The sequence below is a fragment of the Vagococcus jeotgali genome, from assembly GCF_035918315.1.
Classification (GTDB): domain Bacteria; phylum Bacillota; class Bacilli; order Lactobacillales; family Vagococcaceae; genus Vagococcus; species Vagococcus jeotgali.
Genome location: NZ_CP142146.1, coordinates 306,567 through 329,902 on the forward strand (window position 1 = coordinate 306,567; position 23,336 = coordinate 329,902).

Sequence of the window (23,336 nt, forward strand, 5' to 3'; positions counted from 1 at the left end):
GAATCTTAAAGGATTCCTTTTTTTTGTATATAGATGTCCTTTTTTATTCTCGTGAGTTGTTTAAATGCATATTCTTTCTTCATAGCCTCACTCTTTGTTTGGAAACTTTCTGAATAAATCATCTCAAGAGGACGGCGTTTTTTGATACGAGTATATTTGGCACCAATGCCCTTATTATGCTCAGCTAAGCGCCTATCTAAATCAGTAGTGTACCCTGCATAAAGCGTATTATCAGCACATTTTAGAACGTAGAAGAAATGTTGTTTGTTATTATTTATTGCCATATAACATCGCCCTAATTTCTGGAAGATACTCGTTGTTCTCTCCGTAAACATACAAAGGAGGTAAAACACGTAAACCATCTAATTTACCATCTTTAATGCCTTCAATTAAAATGGTATTGGCTTCCTTGTTATGTTTAGGGTAAATAAACTGAATTTTCTTAGGAGCAATTCGGTGTCTTTTCATACTATCTAAAATATCCATTAATCTATCGGGTCTATGTACCATCGCTATTTTTCCATTCATTTTTAAAAGAACTGAAGCTTCCTTAAAAACATCATCTAATTTTAAATGAATCTCGTGTCTTGCAATAGCTAAATGTGGGTTAGGATTTTTTTTACTATCTGGAGCTTCTTTAAAGTAAGGTGGATTACAAGTGATAAAGTCAACAGAATCATTAGGAATCACCTCTCTGATTTGATTAATGTCATGGTGAATCATGCGAGTATTGTCTTCAAAGTGATTAAGTAAGATACTTCGATTTGCCATAGAAAAGAGTTTTTCTTGGATTTCTACTCCAATAATCTCTGCTTTAGTTTTTGGCCTCATAAAAAGGCTAACTGCCCCGTTTCCTGCACAAAAATCAACAATAGTTCCTTTTTTAGGGATGTGAGCAAACTGTGCTAATAAGACAGCATCTAGAGAAAAAGAAAACACATCTGAACTTTGAATAATTTGAATATCTTCTGACATTAACTGATCAATTCTCTCCCCAGGGTTTAATAAATGGGTCATGATAAAAAATCCTCTCTTAAAGTAAGTTGTTCATTTATTATATCAGAAAAGCTTGCATCTTTAGAGAGAATTAGGCATACTAATAGAGAATTTAAAGAAGAGGATGAGAGACATGTACCGATTACTATTGTATATTGTACGTAGTTTAAATTTTTTAATTAATACTAATTCCCGTTACGTGGGCAAAGAGAACTTACTAAAAGATGAGAACTATGTTTTAGTAGGTCCTCATAGAACTTGGTTTGAGCCAATGTATTTTGCTATGGGGGCTTGGCCAAAGCGATTTGCTTTTATGGCTAAAAAAGAATTATTTAAAAACCCAGTGTTAAGATATATTTTAGAAAAAGCTAATGTCTTTCCAGTTGACCGAGATAATCCGGGACCAAGTGCGATTAAAACACCTGTGAAAACATTAAAAAATACTGATTTAAGTGTCATGATGTTTCCAAGTGGGAGTCGTTACTCAGACGAGTTAAAAGGTGGAGCTGCACTTATTGCTAAGATGGCTAAAGTTCAAATTGTGCCAGCTGTGTATCAAGGTCCTTTATCATTTTGGGGGTTATGGACTAAACGTCGGGTGACAATTGCTTATGGTGAGCCGATTGATATTTCAGATATAAAAAAAATGGATAAAACAGGTGTTGAAGAGGTTGAAAGACGCATGCAAGAAGCCTTTAAAAAATTGGACAATCAAATCAATCCAGACTTTGTATATCAACGTGAAAAAAAATAATCAGGTGAAAACAAATGGTTAAGTGAAACCTGAAGATTAATCTTTTTGAAGTAGAGAAATCTGCTTCTTTTTTTATAGACAAAAATCCACTCTGATTTAAAAGAACAGGCTTTGGTTTAACTATCTGAGCCTAAATTTGATATAATAGAAAGAAGAGCATTTTTTAGGAGGGTTCTGATGAAATTTTTACACACAGCAGATTGGCACATTGGTAGAAAATTAAATGGTTTTTCTTTATTAGAGGAGCAACGAGATATTTTTTTTAAAATGCTAGATGTGGCGATTGAAGAAGAAGTGGATGCGATTGTTGTTGCTGGAGATTTATATGATCGTTCAGTTCCAAGTGTAGAAGCAGTTGAGTTATTAAATGAGATGATGATTGAGATGAATTTAGTCCATCATTTTCCTGTATTAGCTATCTCTGGTAATCATGATAGTCCGACAAGATTAGCTACTGCTACACCTTGGTTAAAAGAAAAAGATTTTTATTTATATACGACACTAAAACAAGCACTAACTCCTGTTGTTATTAAAGATACTCAATTTTTTTTACTACCATATGTTGAACCTGTTCAAGGACGTTTGTATTTTAATGATGAAAATTTAAAGACTATCCCCCAAGTGGTGGAACGAGTTGTTAGTGAGATGGAGCTGCAATTTGATGCAGAAAAACATCATGTACTCGTGGGACATTTTTTTGCAGCTGGTTCTAGTAAAACAGATTCTGAAACACCTTTAGAGGTGGGGGGATTATCAAGTGTACCACTTGGGCTATTTGATGCATTTGATTATGTTGCTCTGGGACACCTACATTATCAAGATGCCATTAAACATCATGATAAGGTGAAATATAGTGGCTCGTTATTAAAATATTCGCTATCTGAAAAACATCATACTAAAGGTTGTCGTTTAGTTGATATATCAGGCGAAAAGGTCAACAGTCACTTTATTCCTCTTGAACCTATGCGAGATGTGAAAGTATTATCTGGTGAGTTTGCCCAGTTGATGGATTATGAATTTTATAAACATTTAGATTTAAACCATTACTACCATATAGTATTAAAAGACAAATTAAGTATTAGTCAAGCTTTATCAGAACTTAGAAATATTTACCCTAATATGATCAGCTTAGAGCGAGAGAAGTACTTTAAAGAAGTTAGTAACTCACATGAGGCATGGGAAGAGGCAAAAAAGAAATTAAGTCCAAAAGATTTAGTTACTAATTATTATGAAGAAGTGACAGAAACAACACTAACATCTAAGCAGCTCTCTTTATTAGAAGAGATTATTATTGAGATAAATAAAGAAAAGTGAGGAACGACAGATGAAGCCATTAACGTTAACTTTAGAAAATTTTGGACCATATGCTTATGAGAAAATCGATTTCTCCAGTTTTTATGCTCACTCTCTTTTTCTAATCTCAGGGAAAACTGGGTCAGGGAAAACAACTTTATTTGATGGAATGAGTTATGCTTTATATGGTCAAACTTCTGGTGGTAATCGAGATGCCAAAGAAATGCGTTCTAATTTTGCTCGTTTAGGGGAAGATACAAAAGTCATATTCACATTTGAGCAAGGTGGTAAACTTTACAAAGTAGAACGTGAACCAGAACAGATGAAGAAAAATCAACGAGGGAAAGGTGAGGTTAAAAAAGCAGCGACTGCTATTTTAACTGTGTTTGATTCTAGTGGTAAAGAAGAAGCGCAATACAAGAAAGTATCAGAGGTTGGTCAAAAAATTTATGATTTGCTTCAACTATCTGCTAGTCAATTTTCTCAAATTGTGATGTTACCTCAAGGTGCTTTCCAACAGTTTTTACAATCAGACAGTGATAGCAAAGAGAAAATATTACGTCAAATTTTTAGAACAGGTTTCTATCAAGAATTAAGTACTCAAGTAAAAGAGAAAAAAAAGAAGCAGGAGACAGCCTTAAAAAAAGAGTATCATACATTGAATACTCTACTGACACAATTAATTTGGGAAGAAGGATTTCAAAGTGACGTGACACAAGAGATGCCTCTTGATGCACTACTTGCTAAGTATAGTGAGCAAAAATCAACCTGTTTAGCATATGAGCAGACAATGAATACACAGCTAGAAAATCAGATGAAGCAAGTAGAAGAGGTTGAAGAAAAACTTCGACTAGCGCTACAATTAGAAAAACAGTTCACTGAGTATGATCATATTAGAGATAGATACCAATTACTAGAGAAACAACGACCTCAAATCGACTTGTTGAAAAAAAAGATAGCCGACTTTAAATTAAGACAACCACTTATTGCTGTAGCAAAAGAAGAGCAAAAAATTCAAGTACTTCACCGTGATTTATTGGATGAACAAGAAGAGTTACAATCATCATACAAATTTAAAGAAAAGGCAGCCAAGGAAATTAATGCTACATTGGAAACACTGTATCAGCAAGCAAATGAGATGAGTAAGAAAAGAGAGGAAATCTCACAAATTGAGCTTATTTTACCTTTAGTAGATCAACAAATGATGTTGTCTGAAGAGATAACAAAAGTCAATGAGACAATAAAGGTGAATGAGTCATCACTAAATACAATATCCCATCAGAAAAAAGAACTGCTAGATAATATAGAAAAAAGTGAAACATTACTCAAAACTCAACCTGACATTTTAAAAGAAGCATATGCTGTAGAAGAGAAACTTCGTGTATTAAAAGAGTTACAAATGGATATCGTTACATATGAGGCACTCAAAGCTAAACAAGAAGAGCTAACTAATGGATTAAAAGAAAGTAAACTTCATATACAACAAGTATTAAAAGATATCTCACTACTTGAAGAGGAGCATACCTTAACTAAAGATAAATGGGCGAGAGGGCAAATCGCAAAATTAAGTTTGTCACTAATTGATGGTGAGATGTGTCCAGTTTGTGGTGCTAAAGATCACCCATCGCCAGCTCACTATGATGATTTATCTGAGCAAGAATTAGTTGATTTAGACAAGCGAATTGAGCAAATAGATTTAAAACGAGAAGAATTAAATTTAGAAATAGGGAAAGAACAAACAAAAACAAGTTTATTACAACATGAGTTTGAAAATGTAGTTATAAAAAAAGAAGAGTTAGAAAAATCTATTCAAACAATTATTTTACAACTCAGCAACCAAAATTTACTTACTCAAGCATTGTGGCAAGAGTATAGCCAAATAGAAATTGATAAATATAAACAAGTAAAAAAAGAACTTGATAAGCAACAATTAGACTTACAAAAACTATCAGAAAGTCTACCTCAAAAGCAATCAGAGGCATTAATACTTGAGGATCAGACAACTAAATTATCAACTAGCATTCAAACACTTAAAGAAAAAGAAGTAGGTTTTATGGCAGAGTTAAATCAAATAAAATCTCAGCTTGCTAGTAAGTGGAGTGAGATCGATGATAAACTGGCATATAAAAAACAATTAGAGCGTGATGTTAGTGATTATGACAAGCTGATTAGCACACATCAAGAGTACTCAATTCAGGTAGATAAAGATATTGTTAAATTAGAAGCAGATTTAGAAAATAAACAAAAGCGCTTATTAGAAGTATCTGAAGAGTTAAAAGAGTTAGCTCGGTCAAAAGAAGAGCAGTTAATCAAATTAGATAGTACACTAGATGAATTAGAACAGTGGATAAGACAAGAGTATGATGAGACAAAAGACACCTCACTTGTTCAAAAATTTGAAAAAGAAGCCTATGCCATTATACAAAACAAAGAAAAATTAGATATAGAATTAGAGAATAAAGAAAAACCAGATATTGAAGAAATACGACAAGCTACTTCTCAAGCTAAGCACAAATTAGATAAGTTAAAAGAGGAGAAACAGAAAAGACAATATCAAATGGAAAAAAATGATCAAATTATGAAGCAAGTTAACAAGATACAAAAAGGTATAGAAGAGGATATTGAGACTCTTGATGAATTAACGACTTTATCTAATGTTTTAAATGGAGATGGGGACAACAAGTTAAGTATAGAGCGATATGTATTACAACATTATCTTCAAAGTATCTTAAAAGTGGCTAATGAACAATTTAGTAGATTAACTAATGGTCGCTATCAGTTTGAATTAAAAAAGGAACAACAATCCTCTAAGAAAAAAACCGGGCTTGAAATCAATATTTTTGATGATAATGTTGGTCTTTTACGTGGCGTTAATACTTTATCAGGAGGGGAGAGTTTTATAGCTTCTCTGACATTAGCCTTAGCTTTAGCAGAAGTTATTCAAGCAGAATCTGGAGGAGTAAAAATAGATGCGATGTTTATTGATGAAGGTTTTGGTTCTCTAGATGAAGAATCTTTAGAGGTTGCTATTAGAGCTTTGGAATCAATGGAAGACACTGGTCGATTAATAGGTATTATTTCTCATGTTAGTGAGTTAAAAGAAAGAATTCCTCAACAATTAAAAATTACAGTTTCTACAGAAGGTAAGAGCCATGTAACACCACAAATGGAGTTTACCTAAGGAGTGATAAAATGAAGTGGTCAATACCTGAGAGAGTTATTGAAGAAGGTAGGAGTTTAGCTAAAGAATACAAGGTGTTATCTTTTACCAGAGATGATGAGAGACGAATTTGGTATGGTGAAGTAATGGATTCAGATATGTATTATGTTGAGTTAGATGGAACAGCTAAGGAAGATGATGTTTGTCAGTGTCTTTACTGGCAACAATATGGTTATTGTAAGCATACTGTAGCAGTCGAACTTTTTATGAGAGAAGAAGGGGTGTCACGTTTTATCCCTAAGACTGTCTCTACTGAAAATCAAGAGTTAAAGAGTAAGCAAGACGTTAAGACAGTTTCTCCGGCTATGGTTTTTACGAAGGGTTTTGAAAGGTTACAGGATGCTGAATTAAAGCGAATTATCAAAGAATCAGATAATTTAGACATTTTCCTTGGTTTAGATATTGTAAGAACATCAGAGTTTCACTTAGAGCAATCTGTGATTGGATTATATATTCGTCTTGGGCGTAAGAGTATGCCTGGGAAATCTTATATTATAAAGCAACTAGATGAATTTTTAGAAGCTTATATGGAAGAGCGAGATATTCGTTTAAATACTCAATTATGGCATATTTCCCCAATTGCTTTTAGTAAGCAACAGCAAAAACTTATTGAGAAAATGATTGCTATAAAAGAAGAACAAGATATTGTAGGCCAAACGCTGATAGCCACTAAGACTAATGTTAATAAACGATACTTAGTATTAAATAATGAACAGGTACGATTTTTTATTAAGGAGTCTAGTTATACAGATTTAAGGTTAGTAGGTGAGGGGTTAGATATTAGAGATATGACAATTCATCAAGGAAAGTTACCTTTATCAGTCGAATTAAGACCTGTTGGATTAAAAGATTATGATCTAAGAATAAATGATCCTTTTCCTGTTTATTTAGAACACTACCAATGGGCTATTGGAAAAGTTGGAATTTATGAGTTATCTAATGAACAAGCTCCTATTTATCAAGTGCTGAGACAGATGTTGAAACGCTTAAGTGAGCCGGTTATTCACTACACTGAACAAGAAGTTAGTTCTTTGTTTTCATATGTCTTACCACAACTTGCCATACTAAGTGATTTTGATTTACCAGAATCCCTTGATCATGAGGTGATTAGGGAGTCGTTGAAGGCCCATTTGTTTTTCGAAAGACATCATACTTTATTGAAAGTTAGAGCAGAATTTCATTACGGAAAATATATATTTTCAAATGACCCCACAACAGAATCAACTTACGGCGAAGAAGGAGCTGTGCTCCGTGATAAAGTCCAAGAGGAGCGTTTGATTTTATTATTGAGACATTTTGGTTATGGGACTTATGGTGTAGATTATAATAAGGTATTTCCTGATCATTACGAGCGGTATCGTTTTTTTACAACAGAAATCCCGACGTTTGAAACATATGCTACGGTCCATTTATCACCAGAGATTGAAAGGTTATACTTGAACCCAGAAACGCATCAACCAAGAGCTAATATTACAGAAAACGGATCATGGTTTGATATTGAATTTGATATTTCATCTGTTGACGAGTCTGAGGTCAATGATGTGTTACTTAGCCTGATAAAAAATGAGCCATATCACCAATTGAATGATGGACAAGTTTTGTTACTAGATGATGAAGCTTATAAAGAGACTAGTGATGTGTTAAGGCAGTTAAGAGAAGATATTCAGTTTAAACATCATCACATAGAAGTCCCAACCTACCGTGGTTTATTATTAAATGATACTTTGGCCAAGTTATCATCAGTTGAAACGTCTACAAGTTTTGAAAGTATGGTGGAGGAGTTGACTCAGCCAAACCATGACACAACTCATTTGCCAAAAGGTTTAAAAACAAGTTTGCGTGATTATCAAGTTGTAGGCTTTAACTGGTTTAAAACTTTAAGTAAATACCAATTCGGCGGTATTCTAGCTGATGATATGGGGTTAGGTAAAACAGTTCAAACCATTACTTATTTGTTATCAGAAAAAGTAGCAGGACATCTAAATCAACCGAGTTTAATTATTGCTCCAGCTAGTTTAATTTACAACTGGAAACTAGAGTTTAAACGCTTTGCACCTGATTTGTTAGTTGATGTTGTAGTGGGAGCAAAAAAAGAGAGGGTTGAACAAATTAGCAAGACCTCACGTGCTGATGTTGTTATTGTCTCTTATGCAACATTAAGGCAAGATGTATCATTATTTAAAAAGCAAAGTTATCATAGTATTATTTTAGATGAGGCTCAAATGATAAAGAATGCTTCTACAAAAACTTTTCAAGCTATTGTTAGTTTGACATCTAATCGAAAATTTGCATTAAGTGGTACACCAATTGAAAACCGTTTAGAAGAATTATGGGCGATTTTTAAATTTTTAATGCCAGGATTTTTTCCGTCTCTTAGAAAATTTAAGCAACTGGAAACGTCAGTTATTGCGACAATGATTCAACCATTTGTGTTAAGACGAGTGAAAAAAGATGTATTAGATGACTTGCCAGACAAGATTGAAACAGATCTTTACAGTCAATTAACTGAAGAACAAAAAATCTTATACGTGGCTCATTTAAAACAAATGCAAGAAACATTATCTAGTATGTCCTCAGGTGACTTTAACAAGCAACGTTTGTCTATTTTAGCAGGACTGACAAGGCTTAGACAAATTTGTTGTGATCCAACCTTGTTTATGGAGGACTATGAAGGTGGTTCTGGTAAATTGGACCAAGCACTAGAATTAATTGAACAGGCTAGAAGTAATGGCAGGAGAATGTTATTATTTTCTCAATTTACAGGTATGCTATCAATTATTGAAAAAGAGCTTGATAAACGTGGTATCAGTTCATTTTATTTAAGAGGAAGTACTCCAGTGAAAGAGCGCCAGTATTTAGTAGACAGATTTAACCGAGGAGAAAAAGATGTCTTTTTAATATCTTTAAAAGCCGGTGGGACTGGGCTTAATCTAACAGGAGCAGATACTGTTATTTTATATGATTTATGGTGGAATCCAGCTGTTGAAGAACAGGCTACTGGAAGAGCGCACAGAATTGGTCAAACCAAAAAAGTTGAAGTGTGGCGTTTGATGGCTGAGGGTACTATTGAAGAGAAGATGAATCAACTTCAATTAGAGAAGAAAAAACTCTTTCAACAAGTCCTTCATTCAGAAGATACGAAAGAATTGTCATCTATGAGTATGGAAGACATTCAACATATTTTAGAATTTGGTGAGGCACAAGAATAAAGATATGGAGTGATAAAAAGTGACTAGTCTAAGTCATCTTTGTGGTGATTTCTTGGACTAGAGTACTGCTATCAGACTCCTTATCTTTTATTTATTTATTTTGGAGGAGAAAGTATGTTTAAACGTTTTTTCATGTATTACAGGCCTTACAAGAAGCTTTTTATTTTAGATTTTTCTTGTGCTGTCATTGCAGCACTTCTTGAGTTAGCATTTCCAGTAATCGTAAATAATGTGATTGATAACATTATGCCATCTAAAAATTTAAAACTAATTATTGTGGTTTGTGCTGCCCTTTTTGGTTTTTATATCATTAATACGGCCCTTCAATATGTAGTGGTATATTTCGGTCACAAGCTAGGAGTGAATATTGAAACAGATATGAGAGATGAGTTGTTTGCTCATTTGCAGGAACAACCTTATGAATATTATGATAATCAAAAAACTGGGAAATTAATGACTCGTTTAACGACTGATTTATTTGAAATATCAGAACTAGCTCACCACGGACCAGAAGATGTCTTTATTACGATTATGACTTTAGTAGGTTCATTTTTCTTAATGTATCATATCCATCCTCAACTAGCCTTTATTACAGCTTTAATGGTACCTTTCATTACCATTGCATTAGCTTTCTTTAATTCTAAAATGACCCAAGTTAATACAACAATTTATGAAAATCTAGGGGAATTTAGTGCGGGCATTGAAGCTAGTGTGAGCGGTATTCGTGTGACCCAAGCTTTTGCTAATGAAGCGTTTGAAAAAACTAAATTTAGTCAGCTAAATCAGCAGTATCGTAACTCAAAACTAGCTTTTTATAAAACTATGGCCTTAAGCTCTTCATATAATTATTTAATAATTCGTTTGATTAGTTTATTTGCCTTATTGTTTGGGGCTTACTATACTATTCGAGGAGAAATTACTAATGGGAATTTTGTAAGTTTTATTTTATTATCCAATGTTTTTGCTAGACCGATTGAAAAGATTAATGTCATGATTGAGAGCTATCCGAAAGGTTTTGCTGGTTTTAAACGATTTATTGAAGAAATTGACAAGGTTCCCAGTATTCAAAATAAATCAGAAGCTATTGATGTTGGTGTGTTGTCTGGAGATATTATTTATGATCAAGTTTCTTTTAGTTATAGTGATGGGTGAATAGGTTACACTTAGTTGAACAATAAAGATAAGGTGTCTATACTTAATAAAAAACAAAGTAGGAGCTTATTTCATGACAACTAACAGAAAACCAAGACGGACCTTCAAAGAATCATTTAAGAAACAAATGGTGGAACTGCATAAATCAGGAAAACCTAGAAAAGATATTTTAAGAGAATATGACCTGACACCATCAACCTTTGATAAATGGGTAAAACAATATAATCAGTCAGGATCATTCAAAGAGAAAGATAATTTGACACCAGAAGAAAAAGAGTTGCGTGAATGACGAAAACTAAATAAAGAACTGATGATGGAGAATGATATTTTAAAGCAAGCGGCGCTGATATTCGGACGAAAGTAGAAGTTGTTAGGGAAAACAAAAAGAAGTATAGTGTATCAGCGATGTGTCGAAAATTAGAAATTTCTCGTGGGGCTTATTATTATGAAGTCAAAAGAAAAAAATCAGAAGCTATTGTTGAAAAAGCAGTCATTGAGTCATTTACAGATAGCCGTAACTCCTACGGAGCAAGAAGAATTAAAGATGATTTAAACGATCAAGGATTAATTGTTTCAAGAAGAAGGATACGACGAATCATGAATAAGTTTAATTTCATTTCAAGCTACACAACACTGAAATTTAAACCTCAAGCAACGACTAAAAATGAACAGAAAATCGATAATGTTTTATCACGTCAATTTGATAAAATGCAACCTATGGAAGCTTTAGTGACAGATTTAACCTATGTTAAAGTAGGCAAAAAGTGGCATTATGTCTGCTTTATTCTCGATTTGTTCAATCGAGAAATAGTTGGGCATTCTAGTGGTCCTAACAAATCTGTGGACCTTGTGCTACAGGCAATCGGAACGATTGAACAGCCATTAGATGATGTTGAAATTTTTCATACAGACCGAGGAAAAGAATTTGATAACCAAAGTATTGATGAATTATTGGATGTGTTTCAGATAAAACGGTCTTTATCACGTCCTGGCTGCCCCTATGACAACGCTGTGGCAGAAGCAACCTATCGAGCTTTTAAAATTGAGTTTATTTACCAACAATCTTTTGACTCATTGTTTGAACTACAATATGAGTTAATGGATTATGTCAATTGGTGGAACAAGTTTAGAAAACATGGCAAGCTTGGCTATCAATCCCCGATTAATTACCGTTTAGATTGGGAGTTGAAACAGGTTATTTAGCAGAACATAGAATAACTATCTAAATAAAATAAAGACCTTATAATTTTTGTACAGAAAAGTGTTGCCAATTCAGGGACACAAGTTTTTAATGAGTTGTCATTAACTATTAAAAAAGGGGAAACAGTGGCTTTTGTTGGGCCAAGTGGTGCTGGTAAAACGACATTATGTCACTTGTTGCCAAGGTTTTATGACATCAACTCAGGTGAGATCTTAATCGATGGGTATAATATTCAAGATTTAAGTTTAACATCCTTAAGAGAGCAAATTGGCTTAGTTCAGCAAGATGTTTTTTTATTTCCTGGAACAATTAAGGATAATATTTTATATGGTAAGTTAAGTGCTAGTGATCATGAGGTAGCTGAGGCTATTAAGTTAGCTCATTTGGAACAAGTTATTGAAGAATTACCAGAAGGGCTTGATACGCTCATTGGTGAGCGAGGAATTAAATTATCTGGTGGACAAAAACAACGTGTTGCCATTGCTAGAATGTTTTTAAAAAACCCGCCGATTTTAATATTAGATGAGGCAACAAGTGCTCTTGATACAGAAACAGAAACAGTGATTCAAGACTCACTAGCCTCTTTATCAAAAGGGAGAACAACTTTAATTATTGCTCATAGACTTGCTACAATTAAAGATGCTACAAGAATTGTAGTAGTAGATACAACAGGAATTGTTGAAATAGGAAGTCATGATGAGCTGATGGCATTAAACGGAGCTTATAAGCAGTTATACGATGCTCAGTTTAGATGAGATTGAAAAAATAAAGTTTCTATTTTCATCTGTTAGCGATTCCTTTGCTTAGTTGTAAAATCAAGTTAGCCACTCTAAAATAATAAAAAAACACCATGGTAAAAATTCGTGTATCATTGAAGTAACTACCCAACAACGAAAGGAATTTTTATCATGGTGAAAATTAAGAATAACACAAAGACATCTAGTTATAAACATCTTTCCTTAAAGGAAAGGCAGCTTATTGAAGTTTGGCATAATATGGGAGACTCTAATAGAGAAATTGGTAGACGATTAGACCGACACCATCAAACAATAAGTAATGAGCTTAAACGAGGAACGACCACGCAAATCAAAGAAAATAAGAAACCTAAACAACTCTATTTTGCTGATACGGGGCAAGCTAAATACATAGAAAACAGGAAACGCTGTGGTTCGAAATCTAAGCTAGTTAGTGCTGTTGATTTTATTAATTATGCTTGTAAACAAATGATAGACTTTAATTGGTCACCAGATGCAATTGTTGGCTTTATCAAGTCTTTAGGGACTTGGGATAAACCTATTGTTTCTACTAAGACACTTTATAACTATATTGATAAAGGTTTTTTACCAGTCAGAAATCATCATCTCAAGATGAAAGTTAGACTATCACCTAAAAAGAAAAGAAGTCGTCAGCATAAAAAAGCTCTTGGAAAATCAATTGATGAACGACCTAGCAAAATTGATTCTAGACAAGAGTTTGGTCATTGGTTCAAAATCTAAAGATGATAATGCTCTACTTACACTTGTTGAAAGAAAAACTCGCTACATGATTACTGTTGTTCTAGATGATCATACTGAAGAGTCTGTTAGTTACGCTATTAAACAGTTAAAATATGAGTTTGGAAGAGCCCGATTTAGTAGCATATTTCAATCGATTACTGCTGATAATGGCAGTGAATTTAGCTCACTTGATGATACTCTGCAACAAATGACTGATATCTACTTTGCTCACCCTTATTCATCTTGGGAACGAGGAACAAACGAAAGACATAATGGTTTATTACGGCAATTTGTTCCGAAAGGAACGCCTATCTGTCACTACTCAAAGCAGTTCATACAACTGGCTACTGAAAAAGTTAATCTTTTGCCGCGTAAAATTTTAGACTATAGACAACCAGCAACATTATTTTTAGAAGACATTCAAAATCTAAAGATCAAAACATGTTGGTAAGTAAGGGGTTCAATAAAATAACACTGATATTTAGATATTTTTACCAGAGTGGCTAACTTAATGTTGCAATTTAGATAGCGATTCCTTTATACTGAGAACAACAATTTATGAAAAGATAAAAATCAAAGGAGGCTGACATGAAAATAGTTAGAGAGAAATTAACAGTGTTATCTATGCTAACAGCTTTAACAGTTGTTTTGGCAATGTTTTTTACAATCCCTGTTCCAATGACAAAAGGGTATGTAAACTTTCTAGAAGTGGGTATTTACACAGCTGCAATGCTTTATGGTGGGGTAGCAGGTCTTTTAGTTGGTGCCATTAGTGGTGGTATGCTCGATATGTTACTAGGTTATCCTCAGTGGATTATATTTTCAGTATTAATCCACGGTGCACAAGGTTATATTGCAGGGAAATGGACAGTAGGTAAATCTTACAAAGTTCGCTTGTTTTGGTTAAGTCTAGCATCACTTATTATGGTAGTTGGGTACTTTTTTGCTGGAGCCTTACTCTACGGATACGGAGCAAGTTTAGCATCTATTCCTGGAAATATTATTCAAGTTATATTTGGAACTTTTGCATCATTGATGGTCGTAGGTATTTTAGAAAAACGCTCGCTAGTTAAACCATAAAAACATTTAATCTCAGATATTTCTTTCTTTTTATGATAGAATAGATTTAACATAATCCGTGGAAAATCTATTGCTGGTTGTTTGCACCAGATAAAAAGTAATGAGGTAAATTAAATAGAATAAGTTATCATTATTTTTTTATGCAATAACCTAGTTAGTGAAACATAATGGAGTAAATTAAAAAGAAAGAAATCATTTTTTAAATGATATGATGAGGTGGAAAATAAGTGAGTGAAGTGAAAATTGTCCCATTAGGTGGGGTTAGAGAAAATGGAAAAAGTATTTATGTAACAGAAGTTGAAGAAGAGATCTTTGTTTTAGACTGTGGACTGAAATATCCAGAAGATGAACAACTTGGTATTGACATGGTTATTCCTGATTTTTCATATTTAATCGAGCGAAAAGATAAGATTGCTGGTGTTTTTTTAACACATGGACATGCTGATGCAATTGGTGCACTACCTTACTTTTTAGAAGAAATACCAGTGCCAGTATTTGGATCAGAGTTGACCATTGAATTAGCTAAAATTTATGTCAAAGATTATCCTAAAACTCGTGATTTTAATGATTTTCATATTATTAATGAAAAAACAATTATTGAGTTTTCTAAAGCAGAAGTAAGCTTTTTTAGAACAACGCATACTGTTCCTGATTCAATGGGAATTGTCGTCAGTTCTGATGAGGGTAATATTGTTTATACTGGAGACTTTACTTTTGACCAAAGTGCTAGTCCAATGTATCACACAGACTTTGCCAGACTAGCAGAAATTGGAAAACAAGGTGTGTTAGCTCTTTTAAGTGATTCAACCAATGCTGAGAGTAGTGCTCTAGCTGCTTCAGAAAATAAAGTTTTCGATGATATCTATGATACGTTTAGAGATTGGGATGGTAGAATCATTGTGGCTGGTGTAGCTAGTAATCTACAACGAATCCAACAAATTTTTGATGCGGCTTATAAGTGTGATCGTGTTGTTGTGCTAACAGGTAAAGACGTAGAAAAAATTGTTGATACAGCGATTAAATTAGGGAAATTAACCTTACCAAGTGATGAGTTAATTATTACTGAAAAACAAATGAAATCAAAAAATAAACAAGATTTAATTATACTAGAGACAGGACGCATGGGTGAGCCACTTCATACCTTACAAAAAATGGCTAGTAAACGTCACCGTTTTATTCGAATTGAAGAAGGTGATCTCGTGTATATTACAACAAGTAAAACTAGTGCCATAGAAACAACATTGGCTAAAACTGAAGATATGGTATACCGTGCTGGTGGTGTCGTTCAAACCATCACAGATCGTCTACATGTCTCAGGGCATGCCAATCAAAATGATTTGAAACTAATGCTTAACTTAATGAAACCAAAATACTTTATTCCTGTTCAAGGAGAGTATTATGTTTTAGCAAAACATGCAGAACTTGCTAATGAAGTGGGAATTGATTATAAAAATATCTTTATTACTGATAGAGGCGATATTTTAGAGTTTGAAAATGGTCGTTTGAGAATGACAGGAACAACTGAAGTTGAAAATGTTTTAATTGATGGTTTAGGTGTGGGAGATGTTGGAAATATTGTGTTAAGAGATCGTAAAATTCTTTCAGAAGATGGGATTTTTATTGTGGCAATTACGATTAATCGACGTGAGAAAAAAATTATCTCTCCAGCTAGAATCACCTCACGTGGTTTTGTTTATATGAAATCAAGTAATAATTTGATGAATGAAAGTGCTGTGATTGTGGAGGAAGTTGTCCTACTTAATTTAGAAAAGCAAGATTTTGATTGGGGCGTTTTAAAACAAGAAATAAGAGATCAATTAAGTCGTTATTTATATGATCAAACAAAACGTAGACCGGTAATCTTGCCAGTTATTATGGAATCAAGTCAAAAGAGGAAATAGTACAAATAACCGTTAAGTCCATACTTAACGGTTATTTGTTGTGTTAATGAATAGTTGATAGGAGGGAGTGTAAGTCATGGGAAAAGTAGTAGGTCATAAACATCGTTGGTGGATATTAGTTGCTGTAGGGTTATTCACCTTTATGTCTACCTTAGATGGTAGTATTGTGAATATTGCCTTACCAATTATCTCTGATGATTTAGGTGTGAATATGAATCAGGCAGAGTGGGTTGTATCTGTTTATTTGATGGAAATTTGTGTATTTTTACTATTTTTTGGTAAAGTTGGAGATAGTATTGGTAAAATAAAAATCTTTAAAATTGGAACGTTAGTATTTGTTTTTGGATCATTTTTATGTGGAATACCTGGTAGTTTACCACTTCTTTTAGTCGCTAGAGTTATTCAAGCGATTGGTGCTAGTATGACTATGGCAACTAATAATGGTATTATTACAGAAATTTTTCCTTTTGAAGAAAGAGGTAGAGCCTTAGGTTTAATGGGATCTTTTGTGTCTTTAGGAGCCATTGCAGGACCTGGTTTAGGTGGAATTATTTTAGCTCATTTTAGTTGGTCCTATATTTTTTGGATAAATGTACCAGTGGGAATTGTGACGATTTTATTTGGATGGTATCTATTACCTAAGTCAGAAATTAAAACTCATCAAAAAATTGATGTGGGAGGCTTCTTGTTGTTTGGTTTGTTTATCTGTTTGTTTTTTGGTGGGATTTTCATTGGACAAGAGATTGGTTTTAATTCAATAGTTGTCTGGTTGATGTTAGTATTATCTGTTGTGTCGATTATAAGTTTCTATTATTATGAAAAACGTCAAGAGGTACCTTTAGTACAATTTGAGTTATTCCATAATCAACTGTTCACTATTAGTTTAATAACAGCTATGCTTATTTTTGTTACTAACTTCTTTTCAAATGTCGTGACACCTTTTTATTTACAAGAAGTAAGGGGATTAAACCCAAGTATGACTGGTCTTTTAATGATGATATATCCTGTCATTATGGTGATAGGAGCTCCTATTAGTGGCTACTTTACAGATAAAAAAGGGCCACACATTGTAACTCTCTTAGGGTTGATTACTATTACTATTGCTCAAATGAGTTATTTATTACTAAACCAACAAACTACTCTATGGCTATTTGGAATGATTATGGTCTTAGTAGGTATTGGAAATGCTATGTTTGGAGCGCCAAATAATACAATTATTATGTCGAGTGTTGAGAAAAAAGATTTAGGTGTGGCAGGGAGTATGAATGCTTTAGCTAGAAACTTTGGTATGATAGTAGGGGTGACTTTATCCACAACAGTTTTATATCAATCTATGAGTTATAAAATGAGTGAAAAAGTGACAGGTTATGTAGCAGATAGACCAGATGTTTTCATTTATGGGATGCATGTTACTTATATAATGGCTGTCTGTATTTGTTTATTTGCAACGCTGTTGACTATTTTTAGATTAAAAAAATCTAAAAAAGGGACTAATAGCTAATAACCCATCACGACACAGTTAATCTAAGGAGTAATTAAAGGTGTTTTTTATACGATGGAATGCTAGAATAACATATAGATGATAGACTAAATATTAGATAAAAGAGAAAGTATTTAGGTGATGCAGATGAGTATGACAAAACATGAGCAAATACTTGAACATATTGAACTATTACCAGTAGGAGAAAAGATTTCTGTTCGAGGTATTGCAAAGAACTTAGATGTCAGCGAAGGGACAGCATATAGAGCGATTAAGGAAGCAGAAGCAATCGGATTAGTTTCAACGATTGAACGTGTCGGCACGATTCGGATTGAAAAAAAAGCTACAGATCAATTGGAGCGGTTATCTTTTAATGAGCTAGTTAAAATTATAGATGGGGACGTTTTAGCCGGTCATACAGGCTTGGATAAAATTTTAGATCGTTTTGTGATTGGGGCTATGACAGAAAAAAGTATGGAGCGCTATATTACGCCCGGTGCTTTAATGATTGTAGGAGATAGAGAAGGGGTCCAACGTCTTGCTTTGATGCAAGGAGCAGCAGTGTTATTGACAGGTGGATTTGATGTGTCAGATAGTGTTAAAGGACTAGCTGATGAGTTGGCGTTACCAATTTTAAGAACAGCTTATGACACGTTTACAGTTGCCACGATGATTAACCGTGCGATTAGTGATCAAATGATAAAAAAAGATATGACTTTAGTAGAAGATTTACAAATACCTTTATCTAGAACTTATTATTTAACTACTAAAAACACTATTTCAGATTATCATCAGTTGGTTGAAAATACTCACTTCACAAGATTTCCAGTGGTCAATAAAGCACATCGTTTAGTAGGGATGGTCACTACTAAAGATGTTGCTAAAAAACAAGACTCACAATCGATTGAAACAGTCATGACCAAAGAACCTCGTTATGCCAAATCACATATGAGTGTGGCAAGTGTTGGACATCAGATGATTTGGGATGGTTTAGAGATTGTTCCAGTGGTTGAAGATAGTTTAAATTTAATTGGTATTATCTCAAGGCGAGATGTGATGAAGTCTATGCAATCCTCTCAGGAACAACCACAAATGCCGCATAAATTAACAGATCAAATTGCTAATCAGATTGTAAAAAAAGAACGTAGTGGACAAGAAGAACCTGTGTTTACTTTTATAGTATCACCTCAAATGGTTAATAATTTAGGGACACTATCTTTTGGTGTGTTAAACCAAATTATTTCTCATGTTGTTAGACAAACTATTTTAGCTAAACATAATTATCATTCAGTGATTGAGCAAATTAGTTTGTATTATTTTCAATTAATTCAAATGGATAGTGAAATTGAGATAGATGCTCAAATTATTGAAGTAGGAAGACGTTCAGCAAAACTGGATGTGTGTGTTACCAAAGATAATATGATGGCATCAAAAGCGATAGTAGTGACTCAATTAATGGATCCAGTATAGGGGGGAAAAATAATGCCAATTAAACAAGAAATAATAGATGTGATTAAAGAGTACCAAACGATTATGATTCATAGACATCAAAGTCCAGATCCAGATGCACTAGGCTCTCAAGGAGGACTGGCTGACATTATACGCAGGACTTATCCTGATAAAAAAGTGTATACTGTTGGTGGTGAGGTTGGGGATTTAAGTTACCTTAATACTATGGATAATGTGACAAATGAGATGTATCAAGGTGCGCTAGTGATTGTAACAGATACAGCCAACGCTCCTAGAATTAGCGGGGAACAATATTCTTTAGGAGAAAAACTAATTAAAATAGATCATCATCCAGACGATGAGCCGTACGGGGATATTTCATGGGTTGAACCATCAGCTAGTAGTACTAGTGAGATGATTTATGATCTTTACGAAGCTAATTCAGAGGAGTTAGTGATGCCAAGTGAAGCAGCCAGGCTACTTTATGCGGGAATTGTAGGAGATACAGGTAGGTTTTTATATCCTGCCACAACAGCACATACTCTAGAAGTAGCTAGTAAATTAAGACGATATGATTTTGACGCTGCTAAGTTAAGTCGTTTTATGGATGAGGTAGATGAGAAAATTGCCCGTTTAACAGGTTATGTTTATGATAATTTAATTATTGATGATAGTGGTGCAGCGATGATTATTTTATCAAACGAGTTGATGCAGGAGTATGATATTGAAGACAGTGACACACATGCCCTAGTTCCTCTTCCTGGTAGAATTCACGGTATTATTAGTTGGGGTATTTTTGTGGAGCAACCTTTAGGAGGTTACCGAGTTCGCTTACGCTCTAAAGGCCCAGTGATTAATGGGATTGCTAAGCGTCACCATGGTGGTGGGCACCCTCTTGCAAGTGGAGCTAAAGCAGTAGATAAAGAAGAGATAGAGGTTATTTTTCAAGAATTAATAACAGTTGCTACAGAAGCAGCTATTTTTTAAAACATATAGTAAACAAAAAGAACTGAAATCAAATTATGATTTCAGTTCTTTTTGTTTACTATATTCTCTAGGTGAGATCCCTGTGTATTTTTTGAATAATTTACTAAAATGGTAAGCATCTTGATAACCAACAGCCTCAGAAACTTCTTTGATCGTTAATTGTTGTTGGCTTAATAATTCTTTAGCCCTTTTCATTCTAACGCTAATCAGATAATTAATCGGACTCTCCCCAGTTTCTTCTTTAAACAGTTTTGAAATATAAGTTGGGCTGACGTACATAGAATTTGAGAGACTATCTAAGCTGATTTCCTCTGAATGGTGAGTTTCTAAATAATACTTAATGGATGTTGCCATGTCTTTTTTAGAAGAAATCATAGGTCTCACTGGGGTGATAGATAATTTATGTTGAGTGATTTGACGTAATAAATAAACCCATAACTTCATGACTAATTGTTGGAACGCTAGCTCTTGATAGGGTTGTTGTTCTTCTTTTTCCTTTAAAATATCAAAGATAATTTTTTGGAATTCCGGGTGCTCACTTAAATGAATAATAGGATCAGTTAAGGGGAAGGTATTTGGGGTGTAGCCAGTAAATTGTAAATGGTCAATGCCTATATGTAAGTGATGACTGTGATCTGTATTTTGTATTTCATTGTGCATCATATCTGGATTAATAAAGATAACGTCTCCTGTGTCAAGGTGATGGAGAGTATTATCTAAGCTATAAGTTGTAGAACCTTGTAAAATAATGCTAATTTCTAAAAATTTATGATAGTGATATTTTGTGTGAGTATTTTCTTGTAAAAAGCCGTCAATCACGTATAAAACATTAGGCTGAAAGTTAGTGGTTCCAATATCTAACATATAGTCAACTCCCTTGGTATCTTGTCTAATATACTACATGAATTGGATAGGATATGCCATGTTTTTATTCTATTTGAGTGGTAAGATAGTCATAAATTTAAAGAGGAGGAGTAGAGATGAATCAAATAAAATGGATTGCCCAATATGTGAAACCTTACTGGCTTAAAGAAGTTATCGCTCTTATATTTTTAATTCTAAGTTCAGCCTTACAGATTATTAATCCTATTATTATTGGTATATTGGTTAACCGAATGATTCAAGGTGACGCAACCCAGCATCTAATGCGGTATTTATTTATCATGATAGCTGTAACTATCGCTAGAATCATTACGCGCTATATTTATCAAAATGTTTTTGAAAAGGTAGGCCAAAACGTTTTATATGATCTAAGAAATGACTTATATCAAAAAATTCACGAGTTAGATTTTAACTACTTTAACCATAACCGTGTAGGAGACTTATTAGCAAGAATGACAGGGGATATGGATATTATTCGCCATTTTGTGTCATGGGTAGCACCTAGTTTTTTAGAAAATGTTTTGTGGTTTATTTTAGCTGTTATTGTGATGTTTCAAATTGATGTGTGGTTGACACTGATGATGTTAGCTGTGACACCATTTATTTATATATTAACTAAAAAATTATCCAAGGAAAGCTATCCTTTATTTTTTGATATTAGAGAGTCTTTTGCTAAATTAAATTCGACAGTAGAAGAGAATATTGGTGGTAACAGGGTTGTTAAAGCTTTTGCTAGAGAGGATTTTGAAATAGAAAAGTTTAATGATGTCAATGAAGCTTATATGAATAAAAATTTGGAATCGGTTGATGTCTCTGCTAAATATTTACCAGGTTTAGAATTTTTATCTGGATTTTTATCTGTATTAACTTTAGTTTTTGGTGGTATTTTTACAATTCAAGGAAACATGACAATTGGCTCTTTAGTAACTTTTAGTAATTATTTATGGATGTTAAATAATCCATTACGTAATAGTGGTTGGATTGTTAGTGATACTCAGCGATTTTTTGCAAGTTGTGTTAAAATTCGCCAACTATTAGATGAAAAAGTAGACATTGAATCAACAGCAATAGATACACACGAAAAAATTAAAGGTGATGTGACGTTTGATCATGTTAGTTTTGCCTTTCCAGATAATCCTGATAACTTAATTTTAGAGGATATCTCATTTTCTGTTAAGCAAGGAGCTGTTGTAGGGATATTAGGTCAGACAGGTTCAGGGAAGAGTACACTAGTTAGCCTACTTGCTAGATTTTATGATGCCACAGAAGGTGTTATTTATTTGGGTGGTAAACCAATTCAAGATTGGTCAGTGAGGCAATTAAGAGAAAATATCTCTATAGTTATGCAAGAACCATTCTTATTTTCAAATACGATTATTGAAAATATTGGTTTTGGTTTAGGTGACTACAAACAAGATTATGTGAAACAAGTAGCACAAGTTGCAGATGCTCATCAATTCATTGAACGCATGCCAGATGGTTATAACACATTAGTTGGCGAGCGTGGAGTTGGGCTTTCTGGTGGACAAAAACAGCGGATTTCTTTAGCTAGATCTTTAGTGATGCAGCCTTCTATTTTGATTTTAGATGACACAACGTCAGCTGTGGATATGGAAACAGAACATAAAATCCAAACTGGACTAAAAGATATTATCAAAGATAGCACGACCTTCACTATTGCCCATAGAATTAGCTCAGTCAAAGACGCTGACTTAATTTTAGTATTAGATGATGGGAAAATTATTGAACGTGGTACTCATGAGGAATTAATAGCAAAAGAAGGTCAATACTATGAAACGTACCAAAAACAAGTAGGTCACCAGTAGAAAGAGGAGGGATATTATGGCTAAAAAAAATACATACCAAACAGATGAAGAATTACTTCAATCTTTTAATATGGGACATTTTAAGCGCTTAGGTGTCTACATTTCTCCTCATAAAAAAGGGCTGTTGGCTATTTTAAGTTTAATAGTAATCACAAATATTGTTGCCATGCTTGGACCGTATTTGATGAAGTTATCTATTGATCAGTTTATTCCAGATGCTAATGTTAATAAACTGATCATCTCAGGGGTTATTTATACAATATCACTGGTGTTTATTGCTTGGAGTTTAAGGTATAGAACGCTGCATATGACAAAAATTGGTCAAGATATTTTGGCTCTTCGTCAAATCGTGTTGATATTTAAAAATTGATAAAATAAGGGCATTAGAAGAAGGGGGATTTTTCCTCCTT

15 protein-coding genes and 4 pseudogenes are annotated in these 23,336 nt (G+C 33.7%); 16 read left to right on the plus strand and 3 right to left on the minus strand.

Annotation, left to right across the window (positions count from 1 at the left end; all coding sequences use genetic code 11):
* Positions 1 to 5 precede the first annotated feature (5 nt).
* Both VSF34_RS01660 and VSF34_RS01665 read right to left on the minus strand, forming a co-directional pair.
* Positions 6 to 284 carry a GIY-YIG nuclease family protein gene (locus VSF34_RS01660; RefSeq protein WP_326717384.1) on the minus strand — a complete coding sequence of 93 codons (279 nt, stop codon included), beginning with the start codon at positions 282 to 284 and terminating at the stop codon, positions 6 to 8.
* Positions 271 to 1,017 (minus strand): tRNA1(Val) (adenine(37)-N6)-methyltransferase, encoded by a 747-nt coding sequence (locus VSF34_RS01665; RefSeq protein ID WP_326717385.1) that lies wholly within the window; start codon positions 1,015 to 1,017, stop codon positions 271 to 273. The genes VSF34_RS01660 and VSF34_RS01665 overlap by 14 nt, the downstream gene beginning before the upstream one ends.
* Here VSF34_RS01665 and VSF34_RS01670 point away from each other — a divergent pair.
* From VSF34_RS01670 to VSF34_RS01740, 14 genes and pseudogenes are all read left to right on the plus strand, one after another.
* Positions 1,009 to 1,161, plus strand: coding sequence for a hypothetical protein (locus tag VSF34_RS01670; protein ID WP_326717386.1), 153 nt, complete (start codon positions 1,009 to 1,011; stop codon positions 1,159 to 1,161). The genes VSF34_RS01665 and VSF34_RS01670 overlap by 9 nt on opposite strands.
* A complete protein-coding gene (locus VSF34_RS01675) occupies positions 1,130 to 1,750 on the plus strand; it encodes a lysophospholipid acyltransferase family protein (protein WP_326717387.1) in 621 nt (206 codons plus the stop codon). Before VSF34_RS01670 ends, VSF34_RS01675 begins: the two co-directional genes overlap by 32 nt.
* A 177-nt stretch (positions 1,751 to 1,927) precedes the next feature.
* Positions 1,928 to 3,064: an exonuclease SbcCD subunit D gene (locus VSF34_RS01680; protein ID WP_326717388.1), complete on the plus strand. Its 1,137-nt coding sequence runs from the start codon at positions 1,928 to 1,930 to the stop codon at positions 3,062 to 3,064.
* A gap of 10 nt (positions 3,065 to 3,074) precedes the next feature.
* Entirely contained in the window at positions 3,075 to 6,224 is a 3,150-nt protein-coding gene (locus tag VSF34_RS01685; RefSeq protein WP_326717389.1) for an AAA family ATPase, read from the plus strand.
* An 11-nt stretch (positions 6,225 to 6,235) separates the two neighbouring features.
* Entirely contained in the window at positions 6,236 to 9,472 is a 3,237-nt protein-coding gene (locus tag VSF34_RS01690) for an SNF2 helicase associated domain-containing protein (protein WP_326717390.1), read from the plus strand.
* 114 nt (positions 9,473 to 9,586) lie between these two features.
* Positions 9,587 to 10,621: pseudogene (locus VSF34_RS01695) on the plus strand (ABC transporter ATP-binding protein); the annotation flags it as partial.
* Between the two features lie 76 nt (positions 10,622 to 10,697).
* Positions 10,698 to 11,827: pseudogene (locus VSF34_RS01700) on the plus strand (IS3 family transposase).
* 75 nt (positions 11,828 to 11,902) lie between these two features.
* Positions 11,903 to 12,580 (plus strand): annotated as a pseudogene (locus VSF34_RS01705) (ABC transporter ATP-binding protein); the annotation flags it as partial.
* 153 nt (positions 12,581 to 12,733) lie between these two features.
* Positions 12,734 to 13,772, plus strand: a pseudogene (locus VSF34_RS09935) (IS30 family transposase).
* Positions 13,773 to 13,909: 137 nt separating this feature from the next.
* Positions 13,910 to 14,401: an ECF transporter S component gene (locus tag VSF34_RS01720; protein ID WP_326717393.1), complete on the plus strand. Its 492-nt coding sequence runs from the start codon at positions 13,910 to 13,912 to the stop codon at positions 14,399 to 14,401.
* Between the two features lie 227 nt (positions 14,402 to 14,628).
* Entirely contained in the window at positions 14,629 to 16,302 is a 1,674-nt protein-coding gene (locus VSF34_RS01725; protein ID WP_326717394.1) for a ribonuclease J, read from the plus strand.
* Positions 16,303 to 16,378: 76 nt separating this feature from the next.
* On the plus strand, positions 16,379 to 17,803 hold the full coding sequence (locus tag VSF34_RS01730; protein ID WP_326717395.1) for an MFS transporter: 1,425 nt from the start codon (positions 16,379 to 16,381) through the stop codon (positions 17,801 to 17,803).
* 126 nt (positions 17,804 to 17,929) lie between these two features.
* Positions 17,930 to 19,252 (plus strand): DRTGG domain-containing protein, encoded by a 1,323-nt coding sequence (locus VSF34_RS01735; RefSeq protein ID WP_441351072.1) that lies wholly within the window; start codon positions 17,930 to 17,932, stop codon positions 19,250 to 19,252.
* 12 nt (positions 19,253 to 19,264) lie between these two features.
* Positions 19,265 to 20,218, plus strand: coding sequence for a DHH family phosphoesterase (locus VSF34_RS01740; RefSeq protein WP_326717396.1), 954 nt, complete (start codon positions 19,265 to 19,267; stop codon positions 20,216 to 20,218).
* 33 nt (positions 20,219 to 20,251) lie between these two features.
* On the opposite strand, the gene VSF34_RS01745 is transcribed toward VSF34_RS01740, so the two are convergent.
* Positions 20,252 to 21,082, minus strand: coding sequence for a helix-turn-helix transcriptional regulator (locus VSF34_RS01745; protein ID WP_326717397.1), 831 nt, complete (start codon positions 21,080 to 21,082; stop codon positions 20,252 to 20,254).
* 116 nt (positions 21,083 to 21,198) lie between these two features.
* Here VSF34_RS01745 and VSF34_RS01750 point away from each other — a divergent pair, with 116 nt between their 5' ends.
* Together VSF34_RS01750 and VSF34_RS01755 are read left to right on the plus strand one after the other, a co-directional pair.
* Positions 21,199 to 22,926 carry an ABC transporter ATP-binding protein gene (locus VSF34_RS01750; protein ID WP_326717398.1) on the plus strand — a complete coding sequence of 576 codons (1,728 nt, stop codon included), beginning with the start codon at positions 21,199 to 21,201 and terminating at the stop codon, positions 22,924 to 22,926.
* Between the two features lie 16 nt (positions 22,927 to 22,942).
* On the plus strand, positions 22,943 to 23,296 hold the full coding sequence (locus VSF34_RS01755) for a 6TM ABC transporter family protein (RefSeq protein ID WP_326717399.1): 354 nt from the start codon (positions 22,943 to 22,945) through the stop codon (positions 23,294 to 23,296).
* The last annotated feature ends 40 nt before the right edge of the window (positions 23,297 to 23,336 follow it).